22 protein-coding genes are annotated in these 24,502 nt (G+C 48.9%); 2 read left to right on the top strand and 20 right to left on the bottom strand.

The annotated features are described in order from the left end of the window. Positions 1-111: 111 nt before the first annotated feature. Positions 112-279, bottom strand: a complete 168-nt coding sequence (locus ACEN8J_RS22595) for a CxxH/CxxC protein (RefSeq protein ID WP_013373879.1) — start codon at positions 277-279, stop codon at positions 112-114. 105 nt (positions 280-384) lie between these two features. Next, complete coding sequence (locus ACEN8J_RS22590; protein ID WP_340933785.1) at positions 385-1,149, bottom strand: class I SAM-dependent methyltransferase; 765 nt, start codon at positions 1,147-1,149, stop codon at positions 385-387. A 214-nt stretch (positions 1,150-1,363) separates the two neighbouring features. Between ACEN8J_RS22590 and ACEN8J_RS22585 the strand changes: the two genes are divergently transcribed. Further along, positions 1,364-3,085, top strand: coding sequence for a cellulase family glycosylhydrolase (locus ACEN8J_RS22585; protein WP_495593988.1), 1,722 nt, complete (start codon positions 1,364-1,366; stop codon positions 3,083-3,085). An 85-nt stretch (positions 3,086-3,170) separates the two neighbouring features. Here ACEN8J_RS22585 and ACEN8J_RS22580 read toward each other — a convergent pair whose 3' ends face one another. Further along, positions 3,171-4,406: a S1C family serine protease gene (locus tag ACEN8J_RS22580; protein ID WP_029518925.1), complete on the bottom strand. Its 1,236-nt coding sequence runs from the start codon at positions 4,404-4,406 to the stop codon at positions 3,171-3,173. A 502-nt stretch (positions 4,407-4,908) separates the two neighbouring features. Between ACEN8J_RS22580 and ACEN8J_RS22575 the strand changes: the two genes are divergently transcribed. Continuing rightward, positions 4,909-5,115 (top strand): hypothetical protein, encoded by a 207-nt coding sequence (locus ACEN8J_RS22575; protein WP_025723164.1) that lies wholly within the window; start codon positions 4,909-4,911, stop codon positions 5,113-5,115. On the opposite strand, the gene ACEN8J_RS22570 is transcribed toward ACEN8J_RS22575, so the two are convergent. The 17 genes from ACEN8J_RS22570 to dnaB form a co-directional block, all read right to left on the bottom strand. Then, on the bottom strand, positions 5,084-5,890 hold the full coding sequence (locus ACEN8J_RS22570) for an MBL fold metallo-hydrolase (RefSeq protein ID WP_029518927.1): 807 nt from the start codon (positions 5,888-5,890) through the stop codon (positions 5,084-5,086). The genes ACEN8J_RS22575 and ACEN8J_RS22570 overlap by 32 nt on opposite strands. Positions 5,891-5,896: 6 nt before the next feature. After that, a complete protein-coding gene (yycI, locus tag ACEN8J_RS22565; protein ID WP_029518929.1) occupies positions 5,897-6,661 on the bottom strand; it encodes a two-component system regulatory protein YycI in 765 nt (254 codons plus the stop codon). An 18-nt stretch (positions 6,662-6,679) separates the two neighbouring features. Continuing rightward, positions 6,680-8,020, bottom strand: a complete 1,341-nt coding sequence (locus ACEN8J_RS22560) for a YycH family regulatory protein (protein ID WP_029518930.1) — start codon at positions 8,018-8,020, stop codon at positions 6,680-6,682. Next, positions 8,017-9,771, bottom strand: a complete 1,755-nt coding sequence (walK, locus tag ACEN8J_RS22555) for a cell wall metabolism sensor histidine kinase WalK (protein ID WP_430627999.1) — start codon at positions 9,769-9,771, stop codon at positions 8,017-8,019. Before walK ends, ACEN8J_RS22560 begins: the two co-directional genes overlap by 4 nt. A gap of 71 nt (positions 9,772-9,842) precedes the next feature. After that, complete coding sequence (gene yycF / locus ACEN8J_RS22550; RefSeq protein ID WP_029518933.1) at positions 9,843-10,574, bottom strand: response regulator YycF; 732 nt, start codon at positions 10,572-10,574, stop codon at positions 9,843-9,845. A gap of 231 nt (positions 10,575-10,805) precedes the next feature. Further along, the gene (locus tag ACEN8J_RS22545; RefSeq protein WP_029518934.1) at positions 10,806-12,329 is read right to left on the bottom strand and encodes a M23 family metallopeptidase; all 1,524 of its coding nucleotides are present in this window, start codon (positions 12,327-12,329) and stop codon (positions 10,806-10,808) included. A 365-nt stretch (positions 12,330-12,694) separates the two neighbouring features. Next, the gene (locus ACEN8J_RS22540) at positions 12,695-13,351 is read right to left on the bottom strand and encodes a hypothetical protein (protein ID WP_029518936.1); all 657 of its coding nucleotides are present in this window, start codon (positions 13,349-13,351) and stop codon (positions 12,695-12,697) included. 147 nt (positions 13,352-13,498) lie between these two features. Continuing rightward, entirely contained in the window at positions 13,499-14,215 is a 717-nt protein-coding gene (locus tag ACEN8J_RS22535; protein WP_029518938.1) for a GntR family transcriptional regulator, read from the bottom strand. A 27-nt stretch (positions 14,216-14,242) separates the two neighbouring features. Then, a complete protein-coding gene (locus ACEN8J_RS22530; RefSeq protein WP_029518939.1) occupies positions 14,243-15,250 on the bottom strand; it encodes a CehA/McbA family metallohydrolase in 1,008 nt (335 codons plus the stop codon). Further along, entirely contained in the window at positions 15,243-15,710 is a 468-nt protein-coding gene (locus ACEN8J_RS22525; protein WP_029518940.1) for a hypothetical protein, read from the bottom strand. The genes ACEN8J_RS22530 and ACEN8J_RS22525 overlap by 8 nt, the downstream gene beginning before the upstream one ends. Continuing rightward, a complete protein-coding gene (locus tag ACEN8J_RS22520) occupies positions 15,707-17,221 on the bottom strand; it encodes a hypothetical protein (protein ID WP_029518941.1) in 1,515 nt (504 codons plus the stop codon). Before ACEN8J_RS22520 ends, ACEN8J_RS22525 begins: the two co-directional genes overlap by 4 nt. A 31-nt stretch (positions 17,222-17,252) precedes the next feature. Then, entirely contained in the window at positions 17,253-18,095 is an 843-nt protein-coding gene (locus ACEN8J_RS22515; RefSeq protein WP_495593986.1) for an ABC transporter permease, read from the bottom strand. Between the two features lie 2 nt (positions 18,096-18,097). Beyond that, complete coding sequence (locus ACEN8J_RS22510; protein ID WP_025723151.1) at positions 18,098-19,267, bottom strand: extracellular solute-binding protein; 1,170 nt, start codon at positions 19,265-19,267, stop codon at positions 18,098-18,100. Positions 19,268-19,365: 98 nt separating this feature from the next. Continuing rightward, positions 19,366-20,397 carry an ABC transporter ATP-binding protein gene (locus ACEN8J_RS22505; RefSeq protein ID WP_029518944.1) on the bottom strand — a complete coding sequence of 344 codons (1,032 nt, stop codon included), beginning with the start codon at positions 20,395-20,397 and terminating at the stop codon, positions 19,366-19,368. A gap of 53 nt (positions 20,398-20,450) precedes the next feature. Further along, complete coding sequence (locus ACEN8J_RS22500; RefSeq protein WP_069012367.1) at positions 20,451-21,275, bottom strand: ABC transporter permease; 825 nt, start codon at positions 21,273-21,275, stop codon at positions 20,451-20,453. A 203-nt stretch (positions 21,276-21,478) separates the two neighbouring features. Next, positions 21,479-22,765, bottom strand: coding sequence for an adenylosuccinate synthase (locus ACEN8J_RS22495; protein ID WP_029518946.1), 1,287 nt, complete (start codon positions 22,763-22,765; stop codon positions 21,479-21,481). A gap of 377 nt (positions 22,766-23,142) precedes the next feature. Continuing rightward, the gene (gene dnaB, locus ACEN8J_RS22490) at positions 23,143-24,501 is read right to left on the bottom strand and encodes a replicative DNA helicase (RefSeq protein ID WP_013373892.1); all 1,359 of its coding nucleotides are present in this window, start codon (positions 24,499-24,501) and stop codon (positions 23,143-23,145) included. Position 24,502: the final 1 nt, after the last annotated feature.

The raw sequence follows: 24,502 nt of genomic DNA, 5'->3' as shown, positions 1-24,502 counted from the left end.
TGTCTCAGCACGTGGTGGGAATAAATATAGCTCTATGTATGGGGTGTTTTTGCAATAAATCCTGGTATACAAAAAGGACGTTTCTGCCCGAAACGCCCGTGCTTGTTTTTTTTAGACGACCAAAAACTCGGCTTTCTTCTCACATTCCTTGCACTTCACTGGAGGGTCCCAATCCGAAAATTTCGTTTCTTTGAGATCGACGACATCCGGTGCATCCTCGTATTCATCGACGAACATATCAATTGCCAGTTCCACATGCTCTTTACATACCACGTACATTCCAGTTGCATCCCTTTCCGTTTGAAGCTCTCCGTGTTGTAGGTGTGTCAAAACTGCCTTCTTTTGTTCTACCACACTTGACGCGGAAAGGAAAGGGCTTGCCTACTATCCCTGACGTTTGGTCTTAAAAATGAGGAAATTACTGACGTTCAGGTCTTCACGGAAATGGGGAAATTTCTCCAGCATGTCAGCAGACGGCTTCGGTTCGATCATTCCATCCAACAACAAACCCGCCACAACAATGGTCTGTACATAGCTGCCCAGCGTACGGTGAAAATACAAAAGCTTTTCCTCCTGATCATAAGGAATCGCTTGCTCCAATGGGCCTTCATTGAAATATTGATCCACTTTCCAATACAGCTTTTTTCCTGTCTCATCCTTCACCCATCCACTCTGCGGCGTCAGAAAGCACGGATGCAGAATAGAAAAAATAAAGCTACCTCCTGGAACTAATAACCGCTGCATTTCGGCAATCGCCTGTTCATATTGAGCCAAGTCCTGTATGACCATATTGGACACGATCAGATCAAAACTCTGGTCCCCGAACATCTCCAGCTTTTCCAGATTGCCATGGTGATATGTAATTCCCAACGTTGACGGCGTTCGCTCTTTGGCTAGCCTCAGCATCTCTGTCGAGTAATCGACAGCCTCTACCAAAGCACCCGCCTTGGCCATTTTCCGGCTTAGATAACCTTCGCCACAGCCGGCATCCAGCACTTTTTTGCCCTCAAGGGGCCCCATACAGGCTTGCAATGCCGGATTCAGCAGGACTTCGCGAGATCGATCCCCTTCCTCCGTGTACTTGGCCGTAAAGTTTTCTGCATGCATATCCCAGCGTCGAATGGCCTCTTCCGTGTCCCACTTATTCATATTCATCTCCTTCTTTCTTTTGTATTTGAGGATTTTGTAGGGTCATAGATTCTACACTCATTTCTGTATTTTTTCAATAATAACGCTTACAAATTTAAAATATCTAATAAACACATGATTTTTACATGAATTATACAGGTATTCCATATTCAAATAGTATGGTAGTTTTTTATTAGAAAGCGCTTTCAAAAATAACTTTGTAAAGGGGCCTGTTATGTTAAAACGAAGACCCGTTTCATTACTGTCGTTGACGCTTGCCATCACTCTATTGTTATCTACGTTCGCATCCGTCGCCGCTGCTGCCGAATCTGACGAACAAGCACCACAAGCTGCGGCTGCGAGCAGCATGCAATCGTATGTAGAAGCCATGCAGCCTGGATGGAATTTAGGAAATTCTCTGGATGCTGTCGGCGCGGATGAGACAGCCTGGGGCAATCCGCGCATTACCCAGGCGTTGATTCAGCAAATTGCTGCCCAAGGGTACAAAAGCATACGCATCCCGGTCACCTGGGATAAACACATTGGAGCAGCACCGAACTATACCGTTGAGTCTGCCTACATGAACCGTGTGGAAGAGGTTGTTCGCTGGGCACTAGATGCCAATCTGTACGTCATGATCAATGTCCATCATGATTCATGGACGTGGGTAAGCAGTATGGAGCCCAAACATGATGAGGTGCTAGCTCGCTATAACGCACTATGGAAACAAATTGCCCCGCGCTTTAAAGACCAGCCTAACAAGCTGATGTTCGAAAGTATTAACGAACCCCGTTTCTCCGAAGGAGGGACTACGGATGAAGCGAAAATGAACCAGATGCTCCAGGAACTGAATATATCCTTCCACAAAATTGTCCGTGCTTCTGGCGGTAAAAATGCCACTCGTCCCCTTGTTCTGCCTGGTTTGGACACCGCACCTGCTCAGACCAAAATCAATGAGCTGTACAACACGATAACCAAGCTGAACGATCCCAACCTGATTGCCACCGTCCACTATTATGGTTATTGGCCTTTCAGTGTAAATATTGCAGGCCATACTACTTTTGATAAAGATACTAAAAACGATATCATCCAAACCTTTGATAACGTCTATAACACCTTTGTAGCCAAGGGGATTCCGGTCATTGTCGGTGAATATGGCCTGCTCGGCTTCGATAAACATACAGGCGTGATTGAACAGGGCGAAAAGCTAAAATTCTTCGAGTTCCTGACCTACTACATGAAGGAGAAGAAAATAACAGGCATACTCTGGGATAACGGCCAGCATTTTAATCGCACAACGTACAAATGGTCTGATCCCGAACTCTTTAATGTTATTAAAGCCAGCCTAAAAGGGCGTTCCTCCAATGCAGACCGTGACCTCATTCACTTGAAGAAAGGCACCTCTGCTCAGGACACCAAAGTCACCTTAAACCTGAACGGCAATCAGCTGAACACACTCAGTGCTAACAGCAAGCAACTGAAACAGGGCACCGACTATACGCTGAGCGGAGATACATTAACGTTCAAGGCCAGCTTGCTCACCAGCCTGACCACTTCCGGTAAATATGGGGAGAATGCCGCCATTACCGCTAAGTTTAACAAGGGGGCAGACTGGAATTTTAGAGTCGTCGTGTATGATACCCCAAAATTAAGTGCTGTCGAAGGGACTACTCAAGCCTTTACCATTCCAACAGACTTCCGTGGTAGCCAGCTTGCCACGATGGAAGCCGTGTATACGAATGGTGGTAATGCCGGTCCACAGGATTGGACACCTTATAAAGAATTTGGCAATACCTTTTCCCCTGCCTATGATGCCAATGGGATCAAGCTATTGCCTGAATTTTTTAATAGTGTAAAAGATGGTGAAGTCACGCTGAAGTTCCACTTCTGGAGCGGCGATGTGGTGACATACAAGATCACTAAGAGCGAAACCCGTGTAACGGGAACGACATCTTAATCTAAGGCGCAGCAGAAGATCGAAAAAGGCGTTCCCGGAACTAAGCCGGTGAACGCCTTTTTATAGTTAAGCCTATAATCATACCTTAGCCTTCCGGCTTATCTGTTAATTTTAACGTCATCGTTTCTTCCTTGCCTGCCCGGTAAAAAGTAACTTTCAGCTCATCGCCAATTTTCTTGTTATCGTACAAGTAGCGACGCAAATCAAGCGTAGAGTTAATCGGTTCGCTATCAAACGCTGTAATGACATCGTTCAGCTTCAAGCCAGCCTCTTTGGCAGGACCGTGGGCTTCCAGAACGACTGCTCCATTCTTCACGCTGTCCGGCAGCTTGAGCTCCTTGCGCTGAGTTTCATCCAGCGGTGCATATTCATTATTGAGATCGACCGTGTATACCCCCAGATAAGGGCGGGTGATCTTGCCGTCCTCAACCAGTTCATTCACCGTTTTCATTACCTCATTGGCGGGAATAGCGAAACCAAGTCCCTCAACACCAGTATCAGCGATTTTCATCGTATTGATGCCAATCACACGTCCGTCCAGATCGACCAGCGCGCCGCCGCTGTTTCCCTCATTAATCGCCGCATCGGTCTGGATGACATGCTGCTCCCAGTCATATACCCCATCCTGATTAATGGAAATCGGAATGATGCGATTCGTATAGCTTACTATACCGGAGGTAAGCGTATCTCCCAAGCCAAGCGGGTTGCCAATAGCAATGACCGTTTCACCCAGACGAAGTTTGCTGGAGTCGCCGATATCCGCTACTGTGCTAATGCCTTTATCGTCAACTGCCAGTACCGCGATATCACTAATGCGATCCTTCCCGATCAACTTTGCCTCTTTTCTGACACCGTCTACCGTTACAATATCCAGATCATCTGATCCTTCGACCACATGGTTATTCGTCATAATGAAGGCTTTGCCCGAACTCACTCGGAAAATGACACCCGATCCAAGCGCGGATTGTTCCGTACTTTTACCCTCTTCATCTTTCAGATTCACGATGCTAACGACGGCTGGGCGCACCTTGGCTGCCGCCTGCACAATCCGGTCATACGGGTCACCCGCTGCTTGCCGCAAGGGATAGTGACTGGCTCCGCTTACCGCTGTAGTGGAGGGCAGACCTGTAATAAAACTGAACAGAAGCACGGCAATCACTGCACTGACTGCACCGCTAATGACAGCAGCTTGCACCGGACTTACTCCACGCTTCCTGTGTGGCCAACGTCCCCGTCCTCCACGGCGCGCCTTAAATGCCATTTTTTTAGCCGCACGTGTGGATACCTTCGTTGAATAAAAATCGTCCTCAAACAAGCCCATGCTAATCCTCTCCCCTTCGTTGTCATGCACCGACACTCACTAAAAAATTAGGGCTATTCGGGCTTGCGCCAACCTATGCTACAGAGAACCTGCTCCGTTGAACATCTCAAATGGATTGAATATCCCTTATCATCGGAATCCAGCAACCAATCGTTCCGGCCTACTTATTAATCACCACAAATGGTGCCTTCCTAAGCAACCGAATCTCATAAATTAGCATACACGCCGAATCTGACTCCGAATAGAGGAAAAAAGAGGAATGATTTCCAAACCAATGGACTACAATAGTAACAAGTCTTCTATTCTATTACAAAATGATCGTCTCATAGAGACGTTCTGGCCTGTTCCCGTCCGCTTAAAGCTGCCTATACTTTCGATGAGAGCCTTCCTTCAGAAAGCTTTCCGTTGTTAGCTTTATTGTATCACAGCACTTAGCAAAACCACAGGCAGAACCAAGCTCATTGCACGCCATTTCTAAAATATTTTTTAGGAGGAATATATGATGAATTCACATCGTTCGGCTATGGATGAAGTTCGCATGGCTGCCAAGCTGGCGGATTTGAAAGACGAGCATTACCGCAATACACTGGCGCTAAGTACATTGATTGAACTACTGGTGGACAAAGGCGTAGTGACCCGTGAAGAGGTAGAACGCAAAGCCGCCGAGCTGGACAGCTTTATGGCTCACTTACCTTATCCCAAGGTGTAGGACGATCATAGTACGTATCACACAATCGAAACTCACTATCCTTGTAAAAACAGCCGCGGTCTTCCATCGCCCCACGCACAGTCAGCTTCGCAAGTTCCATCATATTGTGGTCGCGGCTCAAATGTGCCAAATACGTTCGCTTCGTCCGTCCTGTCAGCAGCTCGCTAAGAATCGCGCCCGCCATCTCATTAGATAAATGACCGATATCGCTGAGAATACGGCGCTTGATGTTCCACGGATAACGACCCATACGCAGCATTTCCACATCATGATTAGACTCCAGCACCAATACATCCGCATCTGATATCGCCTGTTTCACTTTGTCGCTGACATAGCCAAGATCGGTCGCTACACTCAGCTTCTCCGCCCCATCATAAAAGCTATATCCTACAGGCTCGGCCGCATCATGGGATATACCAAAAGACTCCACGCGTAATGATTCAAATTCCCGCGTTGCGCCTGTCTCCAATATTCTACGGTTATCATCTGCAATTTGCCCAACAGCATTGCTGATGGCAAACCATGTCTTCTCGTTAGCATATATAGGTAAATTATATTTACGCGCCATGGCGCCTAGTCCTTTAACATGATCGGAATGCTCATGCGTGACCAAAATACCATCCAACTCTTCTCCACTCAGCTCGCGTTCTTTCAGCAATTCGTCAATACGCTTCGCGCTGAGACCTGCGTCGATGAGCAATGTCGTGTCTTCGTTCCGCACTACGGTAGCGTTGCCGGTCGAACCGCTCGACAGCACGGTAAATGAAATCCCCATATCTGTTCAAGACCCTTCTGTATGTTCTGTCTTTGGACTAATGACATCTCCGTTCATCTGCACATAATACACACCTTTTCCGTTGTCCAGCATAAACCGCCACACGGGGGCAGCCACCTGACTATCGGAGTTAAAGGTCTGTCCGTAATAACCGAGCCGGATATCCTTCACAATCGTATCACGCGGCAAATAGCCGTCGATCAGCCTTGCCAGTGCTTTGGACGCAGGCAGCATTTTCTTTGCCTCATCCGAAGGCTGGAGCTCGACCTTAATTTTGCGATACCCTGTAATCTTTTGATTGCTGTAAAACAGAGCCAGCTTCACATTAAATAACGGCCATTTGCCCTGAACCAGCGGATGAAGTACAAAAGCATCTGCTTGTCCGGATGCCAATTCCTCCTGAACATCCAGCGGATCGTACTGAAAGTTATCGATATCCTTGATTTGTGGCTCCAATGCCTCCACTAGCGCATCATGGGTGAATACCAGTTTGCTATCCACTGGCTTCACCAGCTGCACACGATCATCCTTTTCTCCACTATGAACGTATGTGTAAGAGAGTTTAGGCAGCTGCGGGGTATCGCCGGGAATCGGAGCCAGCACCTGAATGCTTTTCTCTTCCATTAAACGCTGCGTATTTTCATCCAATGAAGTAAAATCCAGACTCGGCCCTGCCGTTTCCTGCGCATCATGCCACAATTGGTAACCCAATACCACATTGAGCAGCAAAAATGTACAGATCAATACGTTCTTGGCGCGGCTCCAATCCATTCCCGTTCCCCCTTCCTGTCACCTCTTTGTCTCCCGGTCTGGCTTCGTTTGTGTTGTGTTGGATGCTGTCGTTACAGGAACAGCAAGAATTTCTGCAACAGAACCGTCACCGAACGTAACGCGCCATTCAGGAGCAAGCTTCAATCCATCATTGGTCAGCTCCGGTTGATATACGGGAGTCAGATCTCGAATCGTCTTCCCTTTGCCTACAGTCTCCAGTCGCTTCTTCAAGGGCTCGCCGCCCGGCAGCATAACCTTCTTCGAGGATTGCTCTCCTCCCTTGAGATACAGCAACGAACGTTCATAGACAGAAGCCGTTTCCTGCTGGATTTGCAGCGAAATCGTACCAAAGCGGAACGATGGTGTGTCGAGCACTGGATAAGCACCATAATACTGCTGAAACATCACAGATGTACGATTTTCATCACTGCTTCTCAATTTCAGCTGATACGAAGCATCCCAACCGCCATGCTGATTCACGAAATCAACTGCGGCCAGCACATCCCTAATCGGGCTGCTTCCACCCGCTCCTGGCGCACTCGGATCGGTATAGCTCATCCAACGTTGCTCCTGCTTGATTTGCAGACTACGTTTGCTATCCGTATAAATTTGGGAGCCGTCCTTCTCCTGAATATTACGCGTAATCCCCGGATCGAAAAACAAATTCCGCTGCATTTGCTCTGTCGTAAACAATCCAGCATACACTACAGGCTGCGTAGTTTCCAGATCATCCACGGGAATGTAGTACTGATTATTTACCAGCTCGTACAACGGGGCATTTTTACCGAAATTCACATGCTGGCGGATGTCCTCTACTGTCATATCGAACTGGTTCGCCTCATACACCACATCGCCTCTGGCACTGAAAAAGAGCGCGTGTGGCTTGGCATTCTTTTCGTCTATATAGATCCAAATGCGGTTAATCGTCTCTCCCTGAAACACCGAATCCGGCGTCAGACGCATAACCCGCTCCAGTAATGAAACCGGGACTCCGCCTGAAAAGGATAATTCGATGCCTTCGTTTTCGCTGCGAATCTGTGCCCAGTCCGCCGATTGAATACTTCGACGTTGAAAGTTGTTAAAGCTTCGGCTTTCCAGCCGTGTATAAATTAAATCGTAAAAAGTAACACCCGGATAAAAAACGGTATGCTTCTTCTCACCTTGGTGAATTAGCATTTTATCAGGAAACACGAGGTTCTCAATCTTTTCCTCCTGCCCCATGCTTTCGGTTTTGACATAGTTCGTTTCTGAAGTGAGTACAGAATCACTGCCTGGAAGGCGGTAAATTAAAAAATAAGTCTGTACCAGGCTGGAAGCAACCAGCAAAATAAGCGTCCAGGACTTCAAACGTTCCTTCACTGTGCTTCCCTCCCTTCACTCGACATGGGTAGCGTAAAGGTCGTACAGGTTCCCTGACCGTATTCCGACTCCAGAAAAATCTGGCCCCCATGCGCCTTTACAATTTCCCGGGCAATCGACAGTCCCAGTCCCGTGCCGCCCATATTGCGCGATCTCGCCTTGTCTACACGATAAAACCGTTCAAAAATCCGGTCCAAGTCTTTTTTGGGAATACCAATTCCGGTGTCTTGTACCGAAATGGACAGCATTCCCTCACTGTTGCGGCGAGCTTCGATCCGAATACTTCCGCCATCTGGCGTATATTTCAGCGCATTGGACATCAGGTTGTCCAGCACCTGCTCAATTTGGTCCCGGTCGATCACGACTTTACCGATTCCCTGCTCTACGAACATCCCTGAGCGAATGTGTTTTTGCTTCATTTGAAAAGAAAACCGATCTGCGACTTCGTCCAGCATCTCCATCACATCGGCAGGTTGCATCCGCAAAGGCGCCTCATTGGAATCAAGCCGTGACAGATGCAGCAAATCCGTAACCAACCGGATCATACGCTCTGTCTCGTTGCGGATCACGCCCACAAAACGCTCTGCGAGCTGCGGTTCAGCCATCGCGCCGTCATCCAGCGCTTCAGCGTAGCTGCGGATGGTCGTCAACGGAGTGCGCAGCTCATGGGATACATTCGCTACGAATTCCCGCCGTGTCGTCTCCATCTCCTCCTGCTCCGTCACGTCCTGGAGCACGGCAATCGTCCCCGTAATGCCAATTTCCCGCCGATGAATCGGCGTGAATGTCACACGGATGACGATGGGTTCATCCTGACCAGCTGGCTCCAGCTGCAAGAGCGTGGAGGCCGAAGAACCGCTATACAGGGCCTCGGTTTCCTCCGGGTCGATCCCCAGCAGTACCGCGATATGCCTGCCGGTCATTTCGTTCTCGTTCACGCCCAGCATGGCGCTGGCCCGACGGTTGACCAGAATGACCCGGCCATTGTCATCAGTAGCGACCACACCGTCGCTCATATTGGTCAAGATGGAGGAGAGCTTCTCCTTCTCCTCTTCATTTTGGGACAGTGCCTCACGCAGACGGCCTGTCATATAGTTAAAGGCCACGCTGAGCCTACCGATCTCATCTTCACCAAATACAGGCATCTGCTGGTCGAATTTGCCCTCGGCAACCTCCGTTGCATGGCGTGTCATTACCTTGATCGGGTGCGTAATCGTATGGGCCAATACCACGCCCAGCACAGCCGTCAACGCGAGCGCAATGAGCATACCTGAGAGAAACACATTGTTAATGCGTTTCATCGTATCGTAGAGCTCGGTCATTGAAGCGGCGATGTATACCGCGCCGACAATCTTGCCTTGGCTGATAACGGGCTTGGCGACGACCTTCTTGCGGACATTATCTTCGTCCACCATGTATTCCTCGTTATCTCGGATTCCTTGGAGTGCGCGGCTGACTACTGTCTGCGTATTTTTGCGTCCGACATAATCGGCGTGTGAACCTTGGGAAGTAATTAATACTTTCCCGCTGGCATCCAGCACCTGAATTTCCGCGCCGCTGAAATCGAATAAATTATTCACGCGTGCACGTAGACTTTCCACGCTGTCCTCTTCCATTTTGCCGTCGCTGCCACTCAGATCCTGCTCCGCAAGCACGGACAGCATCTCCGCCCGTGCTTGCAAATCCTGCGTAAAATTACTCGTGAGGGAGTTCTTCATCGAGCTGACAAAATAAACCCCTATCAGCTGCATAGCCACCAAGATCAGTAGCACATAGATAATAATCAGCTTTGCATGAATGGTACGAAAGAAAGACAGCCATTTCATGCCCGCAGGCCACCTTTGCCCCCGCTCACGATATATCCAAGACCACGGCGTGTCAGGATGGTCTCCGGCTTGCTCGGATTCTCCTCAATCTTCTCGCGCAACCTCCGAATGGTCACATCCACTGTACGCACATCCCCGTAGTATTCGAAGCCCCATACTGCCTGGAGCAAATGCTCCCGCGTCATGACTTTTCCGGCATTCTTAGCCATGTAGTGCAATAGCTCATATTCGCGGTGCGTCAGGTCAAGCGGTGTTCCGTTTTTGTAAGCTGTATACATATCCGTATCAAAAAAGAGGTCGCCCACGCGCAGCCCCTGCTTATCCTCCTGCGGTCGGCTTTCCGACGCATCTGCCCTGCCGCGTTGCTGTCTGCGCATCTGCGCCTTCACCCGTGCCAGCAACTCCCGTGTGCTGAACGGTTTCGTTACATAATCGTCCGCGCCCAGCTCCAGCCCCAACACTTTGTCGATTTCGCCGTCCTTGGCGGTCAGCATAATAATCGGCGTCTGGAGCTGATGCCCGCGCACCTCGCGGCATACATCCATGCCGTCCATGCCCGGCAACATCAGGTCCAGCAGGATCAGATCAGGCTGCTGCTTGACCGCAATATCCACCGCGCTGATTCCATCGAAGGCGCAAATCACCTGATAGCCCTCTTTTTCTAAATTAAATTTCAAAATATCAGCGATGGGCTGCTCATCATCCACTACCAGAATCGTTCCTTGCATACAGCGTTCACCTCTTTTCACGGATCATCCTCTATAATAACTTTCGTTTGTCAGTACCTATAAGATGCTTATTCTATTCTATCATACCCGTGCGTCATTCCATTACTTCTTCAGACCCTTTTCTTTACGCAGAAAAAAACCATGCCTGCACCTACTGTTAAGCATGCAGAAAAACATGGCCTTTCTCATTGATCCTCATAAATCATGTAACTCTCGTTATAAACATCCAACCTATCTTAAATACGTCATTGGATTGCGTGGCGTATTATCTTTACGAATTTCAAAATGCAGATGCGTTCCGGTCGAGCGTCCTGTGTTCCCCATGACCCCGATCGACTCGCCTTGCTGAACCACCTGTCCTACATGAACGCCAATGCTGCTCAAATGCCCGTACACGGTTTGGTAGCCGTTGCCATGATCGATCATAATGACATTGCCGTATCCATTCTGCTGACCTGCAAATGATACTACGCCTTCATCTGATGCGTGAATGTCAGCACTACCGACCAAGTCCACACCCTCATGCATACGTCCCCAGCGTGCGCCAAAGCTACTCGACATCGATGCCCCGGACACCGGCCAAGCGAACTGTCCTGAGCCTTCTCCCACAACCTTCGTTCCTCTAAGAACCACCTCAGTAATAGACGGCTGTAGCACCTTTTGACCGAGCCATTCCTCTTGCACGACCTCACCGTTCTCCTTGGTCAAACGATAGTCCATCTCTTTAAGACCTGCTTGTCCCGGTCGGACCACTTTAGTAACTCCTGCCTTCAGTTCATCGCTCTGGCGAATCTCAACCTCAGGCTCGATGGCAATCTGTTCGACGACCTTCTCTACTGTTCGCACCGTAACCGGAGCCTTTGGAGCAGTAAGCTTCAATTCGTCCCCAATTTGCAAGTACAGCTCACGCGAGCCGGGATTGTTCTGCTTAATCTCCCAAGCAGTCATATTAAATTTAGTTGCAATCGACGACAGAGAATCGCCTTCTTGCACTGTATACGTGATAGGAGCCTCACGCCCCTCAGTCAACACTTTGACTGCCTCAGTCTCCGTCAGCACCTTGTTCGGGTCTGCTTTCACAGGCTCGTACGCGATTTTCTCACGGATACTGGCAGACTCCAGCCATGCTTTAGGGGTTTTAGTACTAGCACTCGCATGGCTGCTGCCCACGGATGTTTTGCGAACCAGCCCCTTGATGCCTGTAGATGTACCCTCACCCACAGGTGTGTACTTCTTCTGTACTTGCTTTAAAGCCGCCTGTGCAGTCGCTTTGTCCTTTACAATACCAACCGTCTGTCCGTTGACCTTCACTTCTACCCCTTTGGCATACGCTGTCAGCATACCATCCAGCTTCTTCAGCGTGGCTGCGCTGTCGATATCCGCTTTATACGCCTTCTCGATGCCTGTCGTTACTGCGCTCGTATTAAGCACCATATCCACGCCGGGATACTTGTCCTTATACTGTTTGTTCTTCGTTGCGTACAGCTGCTTAAGCTGTTGCTCATTCAAGATATTTCCGACCTCGACGCCCTTTACATACACTTTATAATAAGGAACTGTGTTAGCTCCGACATACTGATTACTCGCAAAAATAAGACTCCCTGCAATCACCACACCGCCTGCCGTCCAGCTCAGCCATTTTCTTCGACCGTTCCACCACTTTGCTAATTTCCCCGTTTCTACAGCAGACTTGTCTGCAACGTTGGAAGCTGCATTCCTGCTGTCTGGTGAATCCTGCTCCTTCAAAACCTTCATGACTCTCTCCTTTTCAGCATATCTTATCTCTATATAAATGCGTTCATTATTGGTCTTTCACACTATGAATCTAGCCTGTATTCACAAGCATCTATGATATTAGTCGCTATCTACCATTGCATAGTTGCGTAAAAGGTTTCAAAAATTTAACCTTTTCACAACACTGTTTACTTTAACATAGCCTTTACAAAGAATTCAACTACACCCCAATTACTTCCTGACACGCAAAAAAATCCGCGCATGGCGCGGATTCTACAGTCCTATTTTGAGCATAAGCATTGCCCATGAATTCATCTAGACAAACTAACCCATTTCGCTCTATATCTTGTTCATTGGAAGTCGCTTATTGGATTTTTGTAAAATACTTATTTAAGCAAAGCCATCAGCTTGTTATATTCCTCTTTGGTCAAATACTTCGCAAGCACCTGCTGAATATCCTGAAGCTCCTGCTCAGTGAGACCGCCTTCCATCGCGGCTGATATTTTCTGCATCTCCTCCGGCGGCAGCTTATTCATCAGAATTGCAAAAATTTCCTGTTTCTGTGCAGCCGGTAAGTTGTTCTTCTTCTCTGTCAAATGGTCGGGCGTAATCACTAAATCATGGCCTTCAATACTCGTTTCGGGTGTAGTTGTACCTTCTGCCTGCTTCCGTGACTCGTTGCCTGATGTTCCGGCCGACACAGCCCCCTTCTGAGATACCTTGCCATTGGCTGCGCCACCTGCCTCACTTCCGCTTTCTTCTAAGCCCTGTCCCATGACAGGCAACGCATCATCAGGCGGTGTTACACTTCCCGAGCCACTTCCTGTCGTCTTGTTCTTCCCCGTGTCTGTGCTTGGGTCAGTGCCCGCGCTGCCTTTTAGCCAACCCAATCCCCATATGGGCTGTTGATCAAGCTGAATGTTAAACTGCCGTAGCAGCGATTGAACATAAGCATTAACGACTACACCTGTCACTGCCAGCGTTAGTGCGCTAACCAACACGACCGTCATTCCTTTTTTGAGCAGCCATCCAAGCCACCTCATATCCCGTTACCTCCTTATACGCATCCTGCCATGTGTGTATCATCATGAAGTGCATATAGATCAGTATTGACGAGATATGACGATTTTTAACCCATGAAATATGTAAAACTAGCACCATTCAATAGGAGATGCCACATTCTAATTGAATTAGCGTGTACGACGCACCCAGAAACGAAAAATGTCACTGCGGACATAATCGAGGGAATACAGCACCTGCCTGTTCATTTCATCATAGTGAAGCTGCTTCAATAGTAATACCGTAGCCTGCGGATGCTTCAGCAGACGTGTCATATGTGCGTCGTCATAGTTTGGAACGGTAAGCTCGGAATAGGCTCCAACAATTCGTACCCCCGCCTTGAACTCAAGACTCTGAAAAAGCGAGCCTGAAAAAGAGTCATCTTCCAAAATGGGAGCGGCTAATTTCTCTGGCATCCAGTTTATAGAGTGGGCTACAGCCTCTCCGTTGGCAGTACGTGTACGCTCTAGAGCAATCATGGGCTCATGCTCGGAAAATCTCATCTGTTCGGCAATATCAGGAGGACAAACCGAAATTCTCTGAATGGATTCCAGCTGCTCGTCTTCCCGTAGCCCTGCCGAACGAATCATGTCCCCGATGCTGTACAGGCGGTCCAGCGAGCTTGGAATACTCGGTAGCGGGCAAGTCGCAAACGTGCCACTCCCGTGTTTTACTAGTAACTTACCTTCCGATTCCAGTTGGCGAATAGCTCCCCGTAGCGTCGTACGCGAGACACGAAACGATTGGGAAAGTGCAGTTTCCGACGGCAGCCGATCCCCCGGACCCATTTGATTAACCTTCATATATTCTTCTATACGCCGCTTTATGTTCTCTTGTTTTGTTGACACCGTCCGAAGCCCAGCCTTTCTATTGTGTTAAGCCATATAAATCGGATTCGTAAAAGCAATCATCATCACGCAGTCTTCCATGCAGCCGTAAAGCTCCGCTCGTATCCAGCCCTTTCCTAGCGGGTCTTGCAATGACAGCGTATATTCTCCTGTTTGGGCAGGGATCTGAATCTCCGAGCATATGCCTTGACTACTTGTCAGCAGAAGACGAAGATTCTGAGGCTTGAGATTATAATGGGCTGCTCTTGCTTCTACATTCAATTGAACCGTCACAGATAGTGGATCCTCTACAGTCAGCTCTATACATTCGCCGATGTGATAACGATGTTCTCTGCCCTTAATCTGCGCCCACATCGTCAGTAGCGGTCCCATCGTAACTGACACTGAACCGTGGCGAATCGCCTCAACTGCCCGGCCTTCTAAACCTTCTCGCTCTTCTGCTTCATCATGAACCCCCAGATATGTAACAGCCGGAAGTGAATCATCCGGTTTAGATACATGCCAGTCCCGACCGCTTACGGCAGTGATGCGATACCCCTGATTCAACAAATCGGTCCACATGGCAAACGCCCGCTGGCTATCCCGCTTAATAGATGGCATCAGCGTTGACCAGACCTCTATATAATCCACCTCGTGCCAATCCTGAATCGTGTACTCCCAAAAGCACCCCGTACAGATCGGACTTCCGATCCTGAACGGATGGGCAATCCCTGCAATGCCTCCCTGCTCATGCACCTGCCGAATCCCCTCATGAATGTCATCTGGCCCCAGCACACGCCAGTCGATAAAGCGGTCAACCCCAAGCGTCAGCATATGCCCGTAAAAGGTCGTCCACTCCATCCCTGAAATGATCGGGAGACCGAACTGCCGCTGAACCCCTTCCTGATCCGCAAGTGCCGATTGCGTGTTGTGATCCGTCATAGCGATGCATTCAAGTCCCAGATCCACTGCGCTTTGAACAAGCTCCTCCAGCGTGTGCTTGCCGTCGCTGTGAAGCGTATGGGTGTGAAGCTCAGCTGGAATCCATTTAAGCATATGCTGCTTCCTCCCCCAATACATGAATTTGGTAGGCAAGCGTCTCGGTCACAACGGCATGCAGACTGACCGTAATCCGCCACATGCCCGCCGGATGATCTCCTGCAAGGAACCCCGGCGAAGCCGCAGACGAACCGAGCCAATGCTCCTGCTGCATCTCGGGACGGTGCGCATTTCCCCGGTGACGGACAGGATCATCGACAGACAGCGTTAATAAATTTTGCAGCGGTATATACTTCTTCCATAGATCGGATGAATGCCCCGGCTCGTCGTATCCGTATTTGCACATGCTTTCCTCAATGATTCCTCGTGCTTGCTCTTGATCCTCCAATAACTTGGGCGTGTAAGAGAAGTGAATACGAATCGTTTCAGTCGGCTGCGGAATATGGAAGGAGTACGTAATATGGCTCTGGGTGCAGGTCCTGTCGACCGTTCCCTCCACATACAGCAGCCTGCTCATGACTGCCCATCCTTGCTGGACGGTTCATTTACAACTTGCTTCACCATATCATTCACAGGATGTCCTTCATCACCCGACACGTCTTTGTCGGCTGTCCATAAAACACCTACGGGTTGAAGCCGCGTCAGCTCAATCACCCGGTCTGTATGAATACCTGGAAACTGCGGGAGATTATCCTCGTTTAACGTAAAGGCACACAGTCCAGCCACTTCCATGCTGTCCGCACCGCCTTCCAGCAATACGGCTCTAATTTCAGCTATATCCTCAAGCACAGCCTCTCCAGATAGCTTGACCGTGGTAGAAAAATGTGACTCTGCCCCCTCATAAGCGGCTCTAAACTCCCCGAGTCTCAGATCATGGTGGCATGATGAATACCACTGCTCCGAGCCGTGAAGACGAAGCTGGATATCGACGCATGCATCTTCCTCGCGCCGATTGAAGCCCGGCCTGAATCCTGGAGACGATTCTCTGCCTGAATCCCGTAAGGGACGTTTGGAAGTCTGGATAAACACATAGCTACGCTGGTGTGCAAGTGCAATGGAAGACGCTTGTGACGGCATTTCCAGCTCCTGCTGACGTTCCATCTCCCATTGCGTAACCTGATAGGCAAAAGGAAAACGGCTCATGACCGCCTCACGCGGCTCTTCCTCTGGTTTCCACTGGAAAGCAGGCGGCAGCATAAAACGATAGTCCGATGAAATGTCATCCTTAAAGTTTCCATTGGTTGTTGCGGATTGGAGAACAGGATGCCCACCCAGATCATAACTGCCATTAAACGCAGTCGTAATATGATGTGCCCCCTGGAAAACAGCTTCCAGAACATTGCCCCCTGCATCTAGCTCGACGCGGTACATCCATTCGATATCGGTGGTTCTTCCCCATTTGCTCATAAGCAGCGGCGCGGGCGTTCCCTCATCTTCATGGCTGAACATCATCTGGTATTCGATGACCGTCTTCCCCTCGTTCACTTCTATGGAATAGAACAAAACAAGTGGTGTATCCGTAAAGCGATTCTCATAGGGATGTGACAGATTGCGGCCATATAAAAGCGGGGTATGGCAATAAATCAGTGATCTTGGAGAGGAATCAGCCACGCAGCGCAGTTCAACCCCGTCAATCCATGCTCGAGATACAAGCGGAGCCGATTCCAGTTCGCGGAATTCAGCATAGACCTCGTAATCGCCTTCTTTTAGGTATCCCAACAAACGGGTATACACTCCCTGACTGCTGCCATAGTACAAAATGACATCCTGATTATAGGCTTCATTCAGGTAGAGGCGTACGAAGGCAGATTCTCGATCTGTCGCAGCCCAGTCACTGTCTGATCTGGCGAACAGATCAAGCTCCGCGTATCCGTCTTCTGGCATGGAGAACCTAAACCGGAACCCGTTTCCCGGGCTGAGCTCAACCTCCGCTTTGTGTAAGGCAATCCGATAACCGCAATCCAGCAAATCCTTTTCCCACACTCGCCCACTAAACCCGGTAATTTGTACCTCTGCTTGGCTATTCATCCCTGTAACCTCCTTAGTGTATGACGGCAGTCTAGCTGGCATCCGCATCCTTCACCATTGTCCGAATATAAAAGTAGCCCATAAAAGAACACAGTAAAAACATAAATACTGCCATTGCGCTGGCCGTATGCGTCTCCTGATAGCTGGAAAACACCTGCTGCATCGCAACACCCAACACTTGTGGTGAGTTGGCACCGATCAGGAAGGGAGCCGTAAAGCTGCCCATGATTCCCATGAAAATGAAGGTCACCGCAACCCACATCGTTTTATAGGAAAGGGGTAAAATAAAGCGACCAAACAGCTGCATCGTGCTGGCTCCAGCATCTCTGGCACTTTCGACGACAGCGTTTGGAATGCTGGCAAGTGCCGAGCTGAGCAGCATGGTTGCGAACGGAATGTTGAACCACAAATTAGCCAGCACTAGCCCTTTGTAGTCATAAATAATCCTCGGAATCGTTTCAATGCCGAGCGGCAGCAAAAGACGTGAAGCCCAACCGTGATTACCATACATGGTAATGATCGCATACGTTGCAATTACACCGGGAACAAACATCGGAATAAAATACAACCGGCCTATCCACTTCACGACAACCCCTTTGCCGAATCTTAGATAAATCGCCAAAGCATAGCTGATGACCAGAGTAAGGGCCGTCGAGACTAACGTGACATTAATCGTATACATGATATTTCTACGCATGGCAGGTTCCGTGAACAGCCGAATATAATTGGCCAACCCGTAGCCCGTTCCATACTGATCAATCAAACTTTCCTTCACGGCATAGAGAATCGGAATAATAACGACGACCAGCAAAATGAGAAAAGACGGGATGACCAGGGCAAGCCCCAGCATCCCCCTTTTGGACAATGAACTCATGATCAACCGCCCGCTACTTCACTTTGCCAGCGTTTGTAGATTTCCTGCTGAAGCTCTCCGCTGTTAAAGCTGCGGTATCCAGAAGATACACTGTTGAATTTCTCCTGCAGCTCCGTTGGCATCAGATTCCACTTAATCCCCGGGTAGCCGTACATTTTATTAATAACCACCGTTTGCGCTTCAGGCGTCAGTATATAATTCAAGAATTCCTGAGTGGCTTCTTTTTTGGAGGAGAGCGAAGGAACCATCAGATAAGAGGGTCCCCCTGTAAAAGCAGGATCGATCTGTGTCAGCTTCACCGTGTCCGGAAGCAGCCCTTTAGCCAGCTGCTCGAGTGCCATATCAGACCAAGCTGGAACCATATCAACCTCTCCACTCGCCAAAATATCAAGCGTGCCTTGGTTCTTCTTAGGATAGACTCCTTTTTGGTACATTGAAGGGCCCAGCTCCTTAAGCAGTGAGAAGCCTTGATCCCATTTCTTCATATTTGCCGGATCATCACTGTTCATCGCCTCTGGCGGAAGGAAATTATAGATCACCGTGTTCACAAACGAGCTGCCTGACCCACCCGTAGACGGATCGTTATAAGCAAACTTGCCTGGATGCTGGCGAATCCACGTGTACAGCTCGTCGGCTGTTTTCGGAGGCGTCGCTACTTTTGCACTGTTATAGGCAAGGACAACCGAAGAGGCACGATATGGAATGGCCTGATTGTTGACTTGCTTGAGATATGTTTCATCAACATTCTTTAAATTTGGAACCTTGGCAGCGTCAACCGTTTCCCACAGTTTCTCGCCTACCCCCTTGGTGATGTCATCCAGACTGCCTTCGTACAGGTCGATATCTGTATCGGTTTGCCCGCTTTTCTTGGCTGCAATCAGGCGATCCAGTGTAGATGCGCCTCCGGTCCCTGCTGGCAAATACACCAGTTTGACCTTAACGTGATCATTTTTAGCTTCAAAGTCCTTGATTAACGTTTCCCACAGCTCTTTGACGTTCAGAGACCCTCCAGTGTACAAGGAAATTTCCGTCGTTCCCGTAGCGGCCCCCGCTTTTGTAGACTTGGCTTCCCCTGTAGCCGTGGCGGCATTACCGCCGTTACCACAACCAGCCAACAACGATAAACTAAGTACCCCCGCCAAAACCAGACCCATATTCTTTTTCCCAAACACGTTGTTGCCTCCTTTAGATAGTTGCACAAGTTCGCAGCATCATCAGATGATGCGTTCGTGACGGACATTGATGCGATATAGAGGTTGATCGTGAATCTTCACTGTGCTGCTGGAAAAGTAACTATTTTACTGAAGCTGAATCTGATGTGCTCTCCACTGCGCAGCTCGGCCGCTCGTTCACGCGGCACAAACATTTTCAGATGATGGGTACCGCTATCCAGCGAAACTTCCGCATAATGCCCTAGAATCATCACTTGTCTGATTGTTCCGGCTAGAGAACCATTTTCTTCCGTCGTCAGAACAATATCCTCTGGTCTTACACCAACCATGGATTCACCTGTGTATTCATGCTCTTGTGCAAACGGTATTCCGCTCACAGAGACACTGCGACCTGTGCTCACCCCCTTTAATAAATTGATACGGCCAATAAAACCCGCTACAAAAAGGGACTGTGGCTTGTCATAAATCTCCTGCGGCGAAGAAAGTTGCTCAATCCGGCCCGCATTCATAACGACGATTCGGTCGGAAATGGACAGCGCCTCCTCCTGATCATGGGTGACGAACACCATCGTCATTCCTGTCTGGGTCTGAATATCACGCAGCTCCTCTCTCATCTCCATGCGCAATTTGGCATCAAGCGCGGAAAAAGGCTCGTCCAGCAGCAATACATCAGGCTTTAGCAGCAAAGCCCGAGCGAGTGCTACCCGCTGCTGCTGACCTCCCGAGAGCTGTCCCGGCGTTTTACGCTCTGCGCTCTCTAGCCGAACCAGCGCTAGCGCTTCCTTCACCTGACGGTCAATTTCTGTCTTCTTCACCTTTCGAATCTTCAACCCGAAAGCCAGGTTGTCATACACGGTCATATGCGGCCACAAATTATAGCTTTGGAACACCATAGCCGTCGGACGTTTTTCGGGCGGCAGCTTGAGTACGCTTTTACCCTGAATCTGAATGTCGCCACTGTCCGGGTCCAAAAAACCGCCAATGGAGCGAAGCACGGTTGTTTTACCACAGCCGGAAGGTCCCAGCAGTGTCACCAGCTCTCCCTTCATCACGTCAAGTGAAATGCCTTTGACTCCGTCTCCTGTCTTGAAGCGCTTGGTTAACTCTTGAATGGATAATTGAATGGGCATTAGCTTAGGCTCCTTTTTCAGGATTTTGCAAACTCCTCTTTTGACCAATTACGTTATTTCACCTGAAATCCGCCTGCCAGTACATCGGCACTTACAAAACGCTTGGCTGCCAATAGCAGAATGATCGTTGGCAGGGTTAGAATGACTGAGAAAACAGCACCTGTTGTGCTCGGATAATCAGCAATGATGGAATACATGATGACTGGCATTGTTTTATAGTCCGGCGTTCCGACAAGAAGTGTCCCCTGTGCTTCATCCAGTGAAGCAAGAAAGGTAAAGATGGAGGCAACCACAATGCCGGGCAGCGCCATAGGAAAGGTGATTTTCCAAAACACCCGAAAGGGTCCGGCTCCAGCATCCCGCGCCGACTCCTCCTGTGCGCGATGTACGCTGCGGAAGGCAGAGGATGGAATCCAGGTCATATACATGAGTGTGTTTACCATATGGATGAGCACAATGCCTGCAAAAGTGTTCATCAAACCGAATTGGTAGAATAGCACGGCAATGGACACATACAAACCCATTTTCGGAAAAGCATGCGTAAGCAGGAATGAGAAAAGGAACCACTTACTGAGCGGGAAAGAAATTCGTGCAAAGGCATAAGCAGCAGGAATACATACGATAATGGAGCAGACCGTAACGGTAATCGCAATCAGGAAGGATAGGGAAATCGAGCTGACTACATCATCCTGGGTTAGTACAAACTTCCACCATTCCAGTGACAAGCTCTGCGGGAGCGGTGCAGGATACTGCCATTTTCCTGAAACCGCCAAGAGGAGGAGATTGGTCAGAGGCCCCAGGAAAAAGATGACGAAAATGATAAGCACGATGAATTCAACAATTTTGCGTGTGCCGAGTGAGCGAAGATACCAGTTCATAATTCATCCCTCTCAAGACGTCTAGACGTCCAAATCTCTTTTCTATTTGGATTATAGAGAGGGTTTGTTATCACAAATCGACAAGGAAGATAAGATTATGTAAAGGGAAAGATACCATTTAACACTTCACAGAATAAAAAAAGAGAGAGGCTGCTAACAGCCTCTCTCTTTGAACATGTATTAATAGCTATATCATTCTTGTCCTACAAATAAATCGGAAGCACCTGATTCGTTTGATCACGATTACGCCCAACCGAGAAAATAGCAATTGGGATACCTGTCAGATCAGACACGCGTTGTACGTAATTGCGTGTAGTCTCAGGCAGTTCCTCCAGCGTTTTCACGCCAGTGATGTCTTCGCTCCAACCTGGCATTTCTTCATATACCGCTTCGCACTCCGCCAGCATTTTCAGGCTAGCCGGATAATGCGTAATCACCTCACCGCGGTACTTGTAACCTGTGCAAATTTTCACCGTTTTCAGGCCAGTCAATACGTCCAGCGAGTTCAGGGAAAGACCCGTTAATCCACTGACACGACGGGCATGGCGCACAACGACGCTGTCAAACCAGCCTACACGACGAGCACGACCTGTAACCGTACCGTACTCATGACCTGTTTCACGAATGTAATCGCCGACTTCATCGTTCAGCTCAGTTGGGAAGGGTCCATCGCCAACACGAGTTGTATACGATTTAGCTACACCGATGACTTGTTGAATCTTGGATGGACCCACACCGGAACCAATACATACGCCGCCAGCCGACGGGTTGGAGGACGTAACGTAAGGATACGTACCTTGGTCGATATCAAGCATAACGCCTTGCGCACCTTCAAACAGTACCTTTTGATTTGCGTCAATTGCATCATTCAACACGACAGATGTATCTCCTACATAAGGACGGATAAATTCAGCATATTCCAGATACTGTTTTAGTATTGCTTCTACATCCAATGGCTCGCCGCCATATACTTGCTCAATCACTTGATTTTTTTCTTTCGTTTGATGGCGCAGCTTCTTTTCGAATTCCTCTGCATCCAGCAAATCAGCAATACGAATACCGTTACGTGCAGCTTTATCCATATAAGCAGGGCCGATCCCTTTACGGGTAGTACCAATTTTGTTAGGACCTTTGCGGTCTTCTTCCAGCACATCCAGCGTCATATGGTACGGCATAATCACATGTGCACGGTCGCTAATAACCAGATTTTTTGTGGAAAAACCATTATCATGAATGTAAGTAATTTCTTCAATAAGAGCGGCTGGATTTACGACCATGCCGTTGCCAATAACACACTTTTTATCTTCATAAAAAACGCCGGATGGAATCAGGCTCAGCTTGTACTTTTTACCGTCAATGAGAATCGTATGACCAGCATTGTTTCCGCCTTGGTAACGGGCCACTACTTCAGCGCTTTCCGCCAGATAGTCCGTGATTTTACCTTTGCCTTCGTCTCCCCATTGTGTTCCCACAACGACTACAGTTGACATGTTTCATTCCTCCGTGGAGTGCCCACAGACACTCTGATTTTGAGCTGACACACTACGCATATCCGACTTCAACCGCCTGAGCGAGCAGATATGGAGCGCTCTCGGACAGCAGGAAAAAACGTCCGTCGCAGACATTCCGTAGGTTCGGAAAGCCCCGGGCGTAATGTTCTCCCCACTGCGTTGAAGCAGCACTATAAGTGTAACAGCACCATTTTTTAAAGTCAAATAAAAAGCGAACATTATATTACATGAAAATAGTATTGTTCGTAATTGAGAGTTTCATTCCTTATATGAAAATATGTGAATTCTATAAAAAAGGACCCCTTCGAGATCGCGAAATCCGCGTCGAAAGAGCCTTTTTTAATGATACTAATATGTTATCCGGCGAACGCATCCGAATGGGCACGCTCGTAATTAGCGAATTTATTATAATTTTTGAGAAAGACCAACTCTACCGTACCGACCGGGCCGTTACGCTGCTTGGCAATGATAATCTCAATAATATTCTTCTTTTCTGTTTCCTGATTATAGTAATCATCCCGGTACAGAAACGCCACGATATCAGCATCCTGCTCGATAGAACCCGATTCCCGCAAGTCACTCATCATCGGCCGCTTGTCTTGACGCTGCTCCACACCCCGGCTCAGCTGGGAGAGGGCAATTACAGGCACTTCAAGTTCACGAGCGATTTGCTTCAATGTCCGTGAGATTTCAGATACCTCCTGCTGCCGGTTCTCGCCTGCTTTGCCTCGTCCATGAATAAGCTGCAAGTAGTCGATTACGATCATACCCAGTCCCTTTTCCGCCTTGAGACGGCGGCATTTGGCACGGATATCCGCCACAGTGATGCCGGGTGTATCATCGATATAGATTTCCGCCTCTGACAAGGCTGCAATGCCCATCGTCAGCTTCGCCCAATCGTCGTCGCCTTTAAACTCACCTGTCCGCATGACGTTCGCGTCCAGATTGGCCTCGGCACAAATCATCCGCTGCACGAGCTGAGCGGCCGACATCTCCAGACTGAAGATGGCTACTGTCTCCTTTGCCCGAACCGCAACATTTTGCGCAATATTCAGAGCAAACGCTGTTTTACCTACGGATGGACGGGCGGCCACAATGATCAAGTCATTGCGCTGGAACCCCGCCGTCATCTTGTCCAAATCAACAAACCCGGACGGAATCCCAGTCGTATTGCCCTTGTTCTGATGCAGCAATTCAACGCGGTCAAACACTTCCATCACGACATCGCGGATGGCAATAAAACCACTACCTGAGCGCCCGTTAGATATCTCCATAATCTTGCGCTCAGCATCGCTCAGCATACCAGCGACATCCTCGCCACTGCTATAGCCTTCGCTCACAATCTGCGTAGCTGCACGAATCAAGCGACGAAGCATCGCTTTTTCTTCAATGATCTGGGCATAGTAATCTACGTTAGCCGCTGTTGGCACCCCGTGAGCCAGCTTCGCCAGATAACTGACACCACCGATATCCTCTAGCTGTCCCTTGTCCTGAATTTTCGAGGTCAGCGTAACCAAGTCAATCGGCTGTCCGGATTCACCCAGCTCAATCATTGCTTCGTAAATCATCTGATGAGCCTTATCATAAAAGTCCTCGGTCTGCACCCGCTCCATTGCGGTAATCAGTGCTTCAGACTGGAGCAAAATAGACCCGATAACCGCCTGTTCAGCCTCCAGATTTTGCGGAGGAATCCGATCAAAAAATTCGCCGCCCATA

The sequence above is a fragment of the Paenibacillus sp. Paensp38 genome (assembly GCF_059491915.1).
This window is presented reverse-complemented; position numbering and strand designations above follow the sequence as displayed.

Coding starts and splice junctions, on each gene's coding strand:
- dnaB (WP_013373892.1), bottom strand. CDS start 24,501: ATGGGCGGCGAATTTTTTGATCGGATTCCTCCGCAAAATCTGGAGGCT.
- ACEN8J_RS22580 (WP_029518925.1), bottom strand. CDS start 4,406: ATGGGCTTGTTTGAGGACGATTTTTATTCAACGAAGGTATCCACACGT.
- yycF (WP_029518933.1), bottom strand. CDS start 10,574: ATGCAAGGAACGATTCTGGTAGTGGATGATGAGCAGCCCATCGCTGAT.
- ACEN8J_RS22570 (WP_029518927.1), bottom strand. CDS start 5,890: ATGGGGATTTCATTTACCGTGCTGTCGAGCGGTTCGACCGGCAACGCT.
- ACEN8J_RS22595 (WP_013373879.1), bottom strand. CDS start 279: ATGTACGTGGTATGTAAAGAGCATGTGGAACTGGCAATTGATATGTTC.
- ACEN8J_RS22590 (WP_340933785.1), bottom strand. CDS start 1,149: ATGAATAAGTGGGACACGGAAGAGGCCATTCGACGCTGGGATATGCAT.
- ACEN8J_RS22545 (WP_029518934.1), bottom strand. CDS start 12,329: ATGAAGGTTTTGAAGGAGCAGGATTCACCAGACAGCAGGAATGCAGCT.
- ACEN8J_RS22540 (WP_029518936.1), bottom strand. CDS start 13,351: ATGAGGTGGCTTGGATGGCTGCTCAAAAAAGGAATGACGGTCGTGTTG.
- ACEN8J_RS22520 (WP_029518941.1), bottom strand. CDS start 17,221: ATGAATAGCCAAGCAGAGGTACAAATTACCGGGTTTAGTGGGCGAGTG.
- yycI (WP_029518929.1), bottom strand. CDS start 6,661: ATGGATTGGAGCCGCGCCAAGAACGTATTGATCTGTACATTTTTGCTG.
- ACEN8J_RS22585 (WP_495593988.1), top strand. CDS start 1,364: ATGTTAAAACGAAGACCCGTTTCATTACTGTCGTTGACGCTTGCCATC.
- ACEN8J_RS22505 (WP_029518944.1), bottom strand. CDS start 20,397: ATGCCCATTCAATTATCCATTCAAGAGTTAACCAAGCGCTTCAAGACA.
- ACEN8J_RS22515 (WP_495593986.1), bottom strand. CDS start 18,095: ATGAGTTCATTGTCCAAAAGGGGGATGCTGGGGCTTGCCCTGGTCATC.
- ACEN8J_RS22500 (WP_069012367.1), bottom strand. CDS start 21,275: ATGAACTGGTATCTTCGCTCACTCGGCACACGCAAAATTGTTGAATTC.
- ACEN8J_RS22525 (WP_029518940.1), bottom strand. CDS start 15,710: ATGAGCAGGCTGCTGTATGTGGAGGGAACGGTCGACAGGACCTGCACC.
- ACEN8J_RS22495 (WP_029518946.1), bottom strand. CDS start 22,765: ATGTCAACTGTAGTCGTTGTGGGAACACAATGGGGAGACGAAGGCAAA.
- ACEN8J_RS22575 (WP_025723164.1), top strand. CDS start 4,909: ATGAATTCACATCGTTCGGCTATGGATGAAGTTCGCATGGCTGCCAAG.
- ACEN8J_RS22530 (WP_029518939.1), bottom strand. CDS start 15,250: ATGCTTAAATGGATTCCAGCTGAGCTTCACACCCATACGCTTCACAGC.
- walK (WP_430627999.1), bottom strand. CDS start 9,771: ATGCAGCTGATAGGGGTTTATTTTGTCAGCTCGATGAAGAACTCCCTC.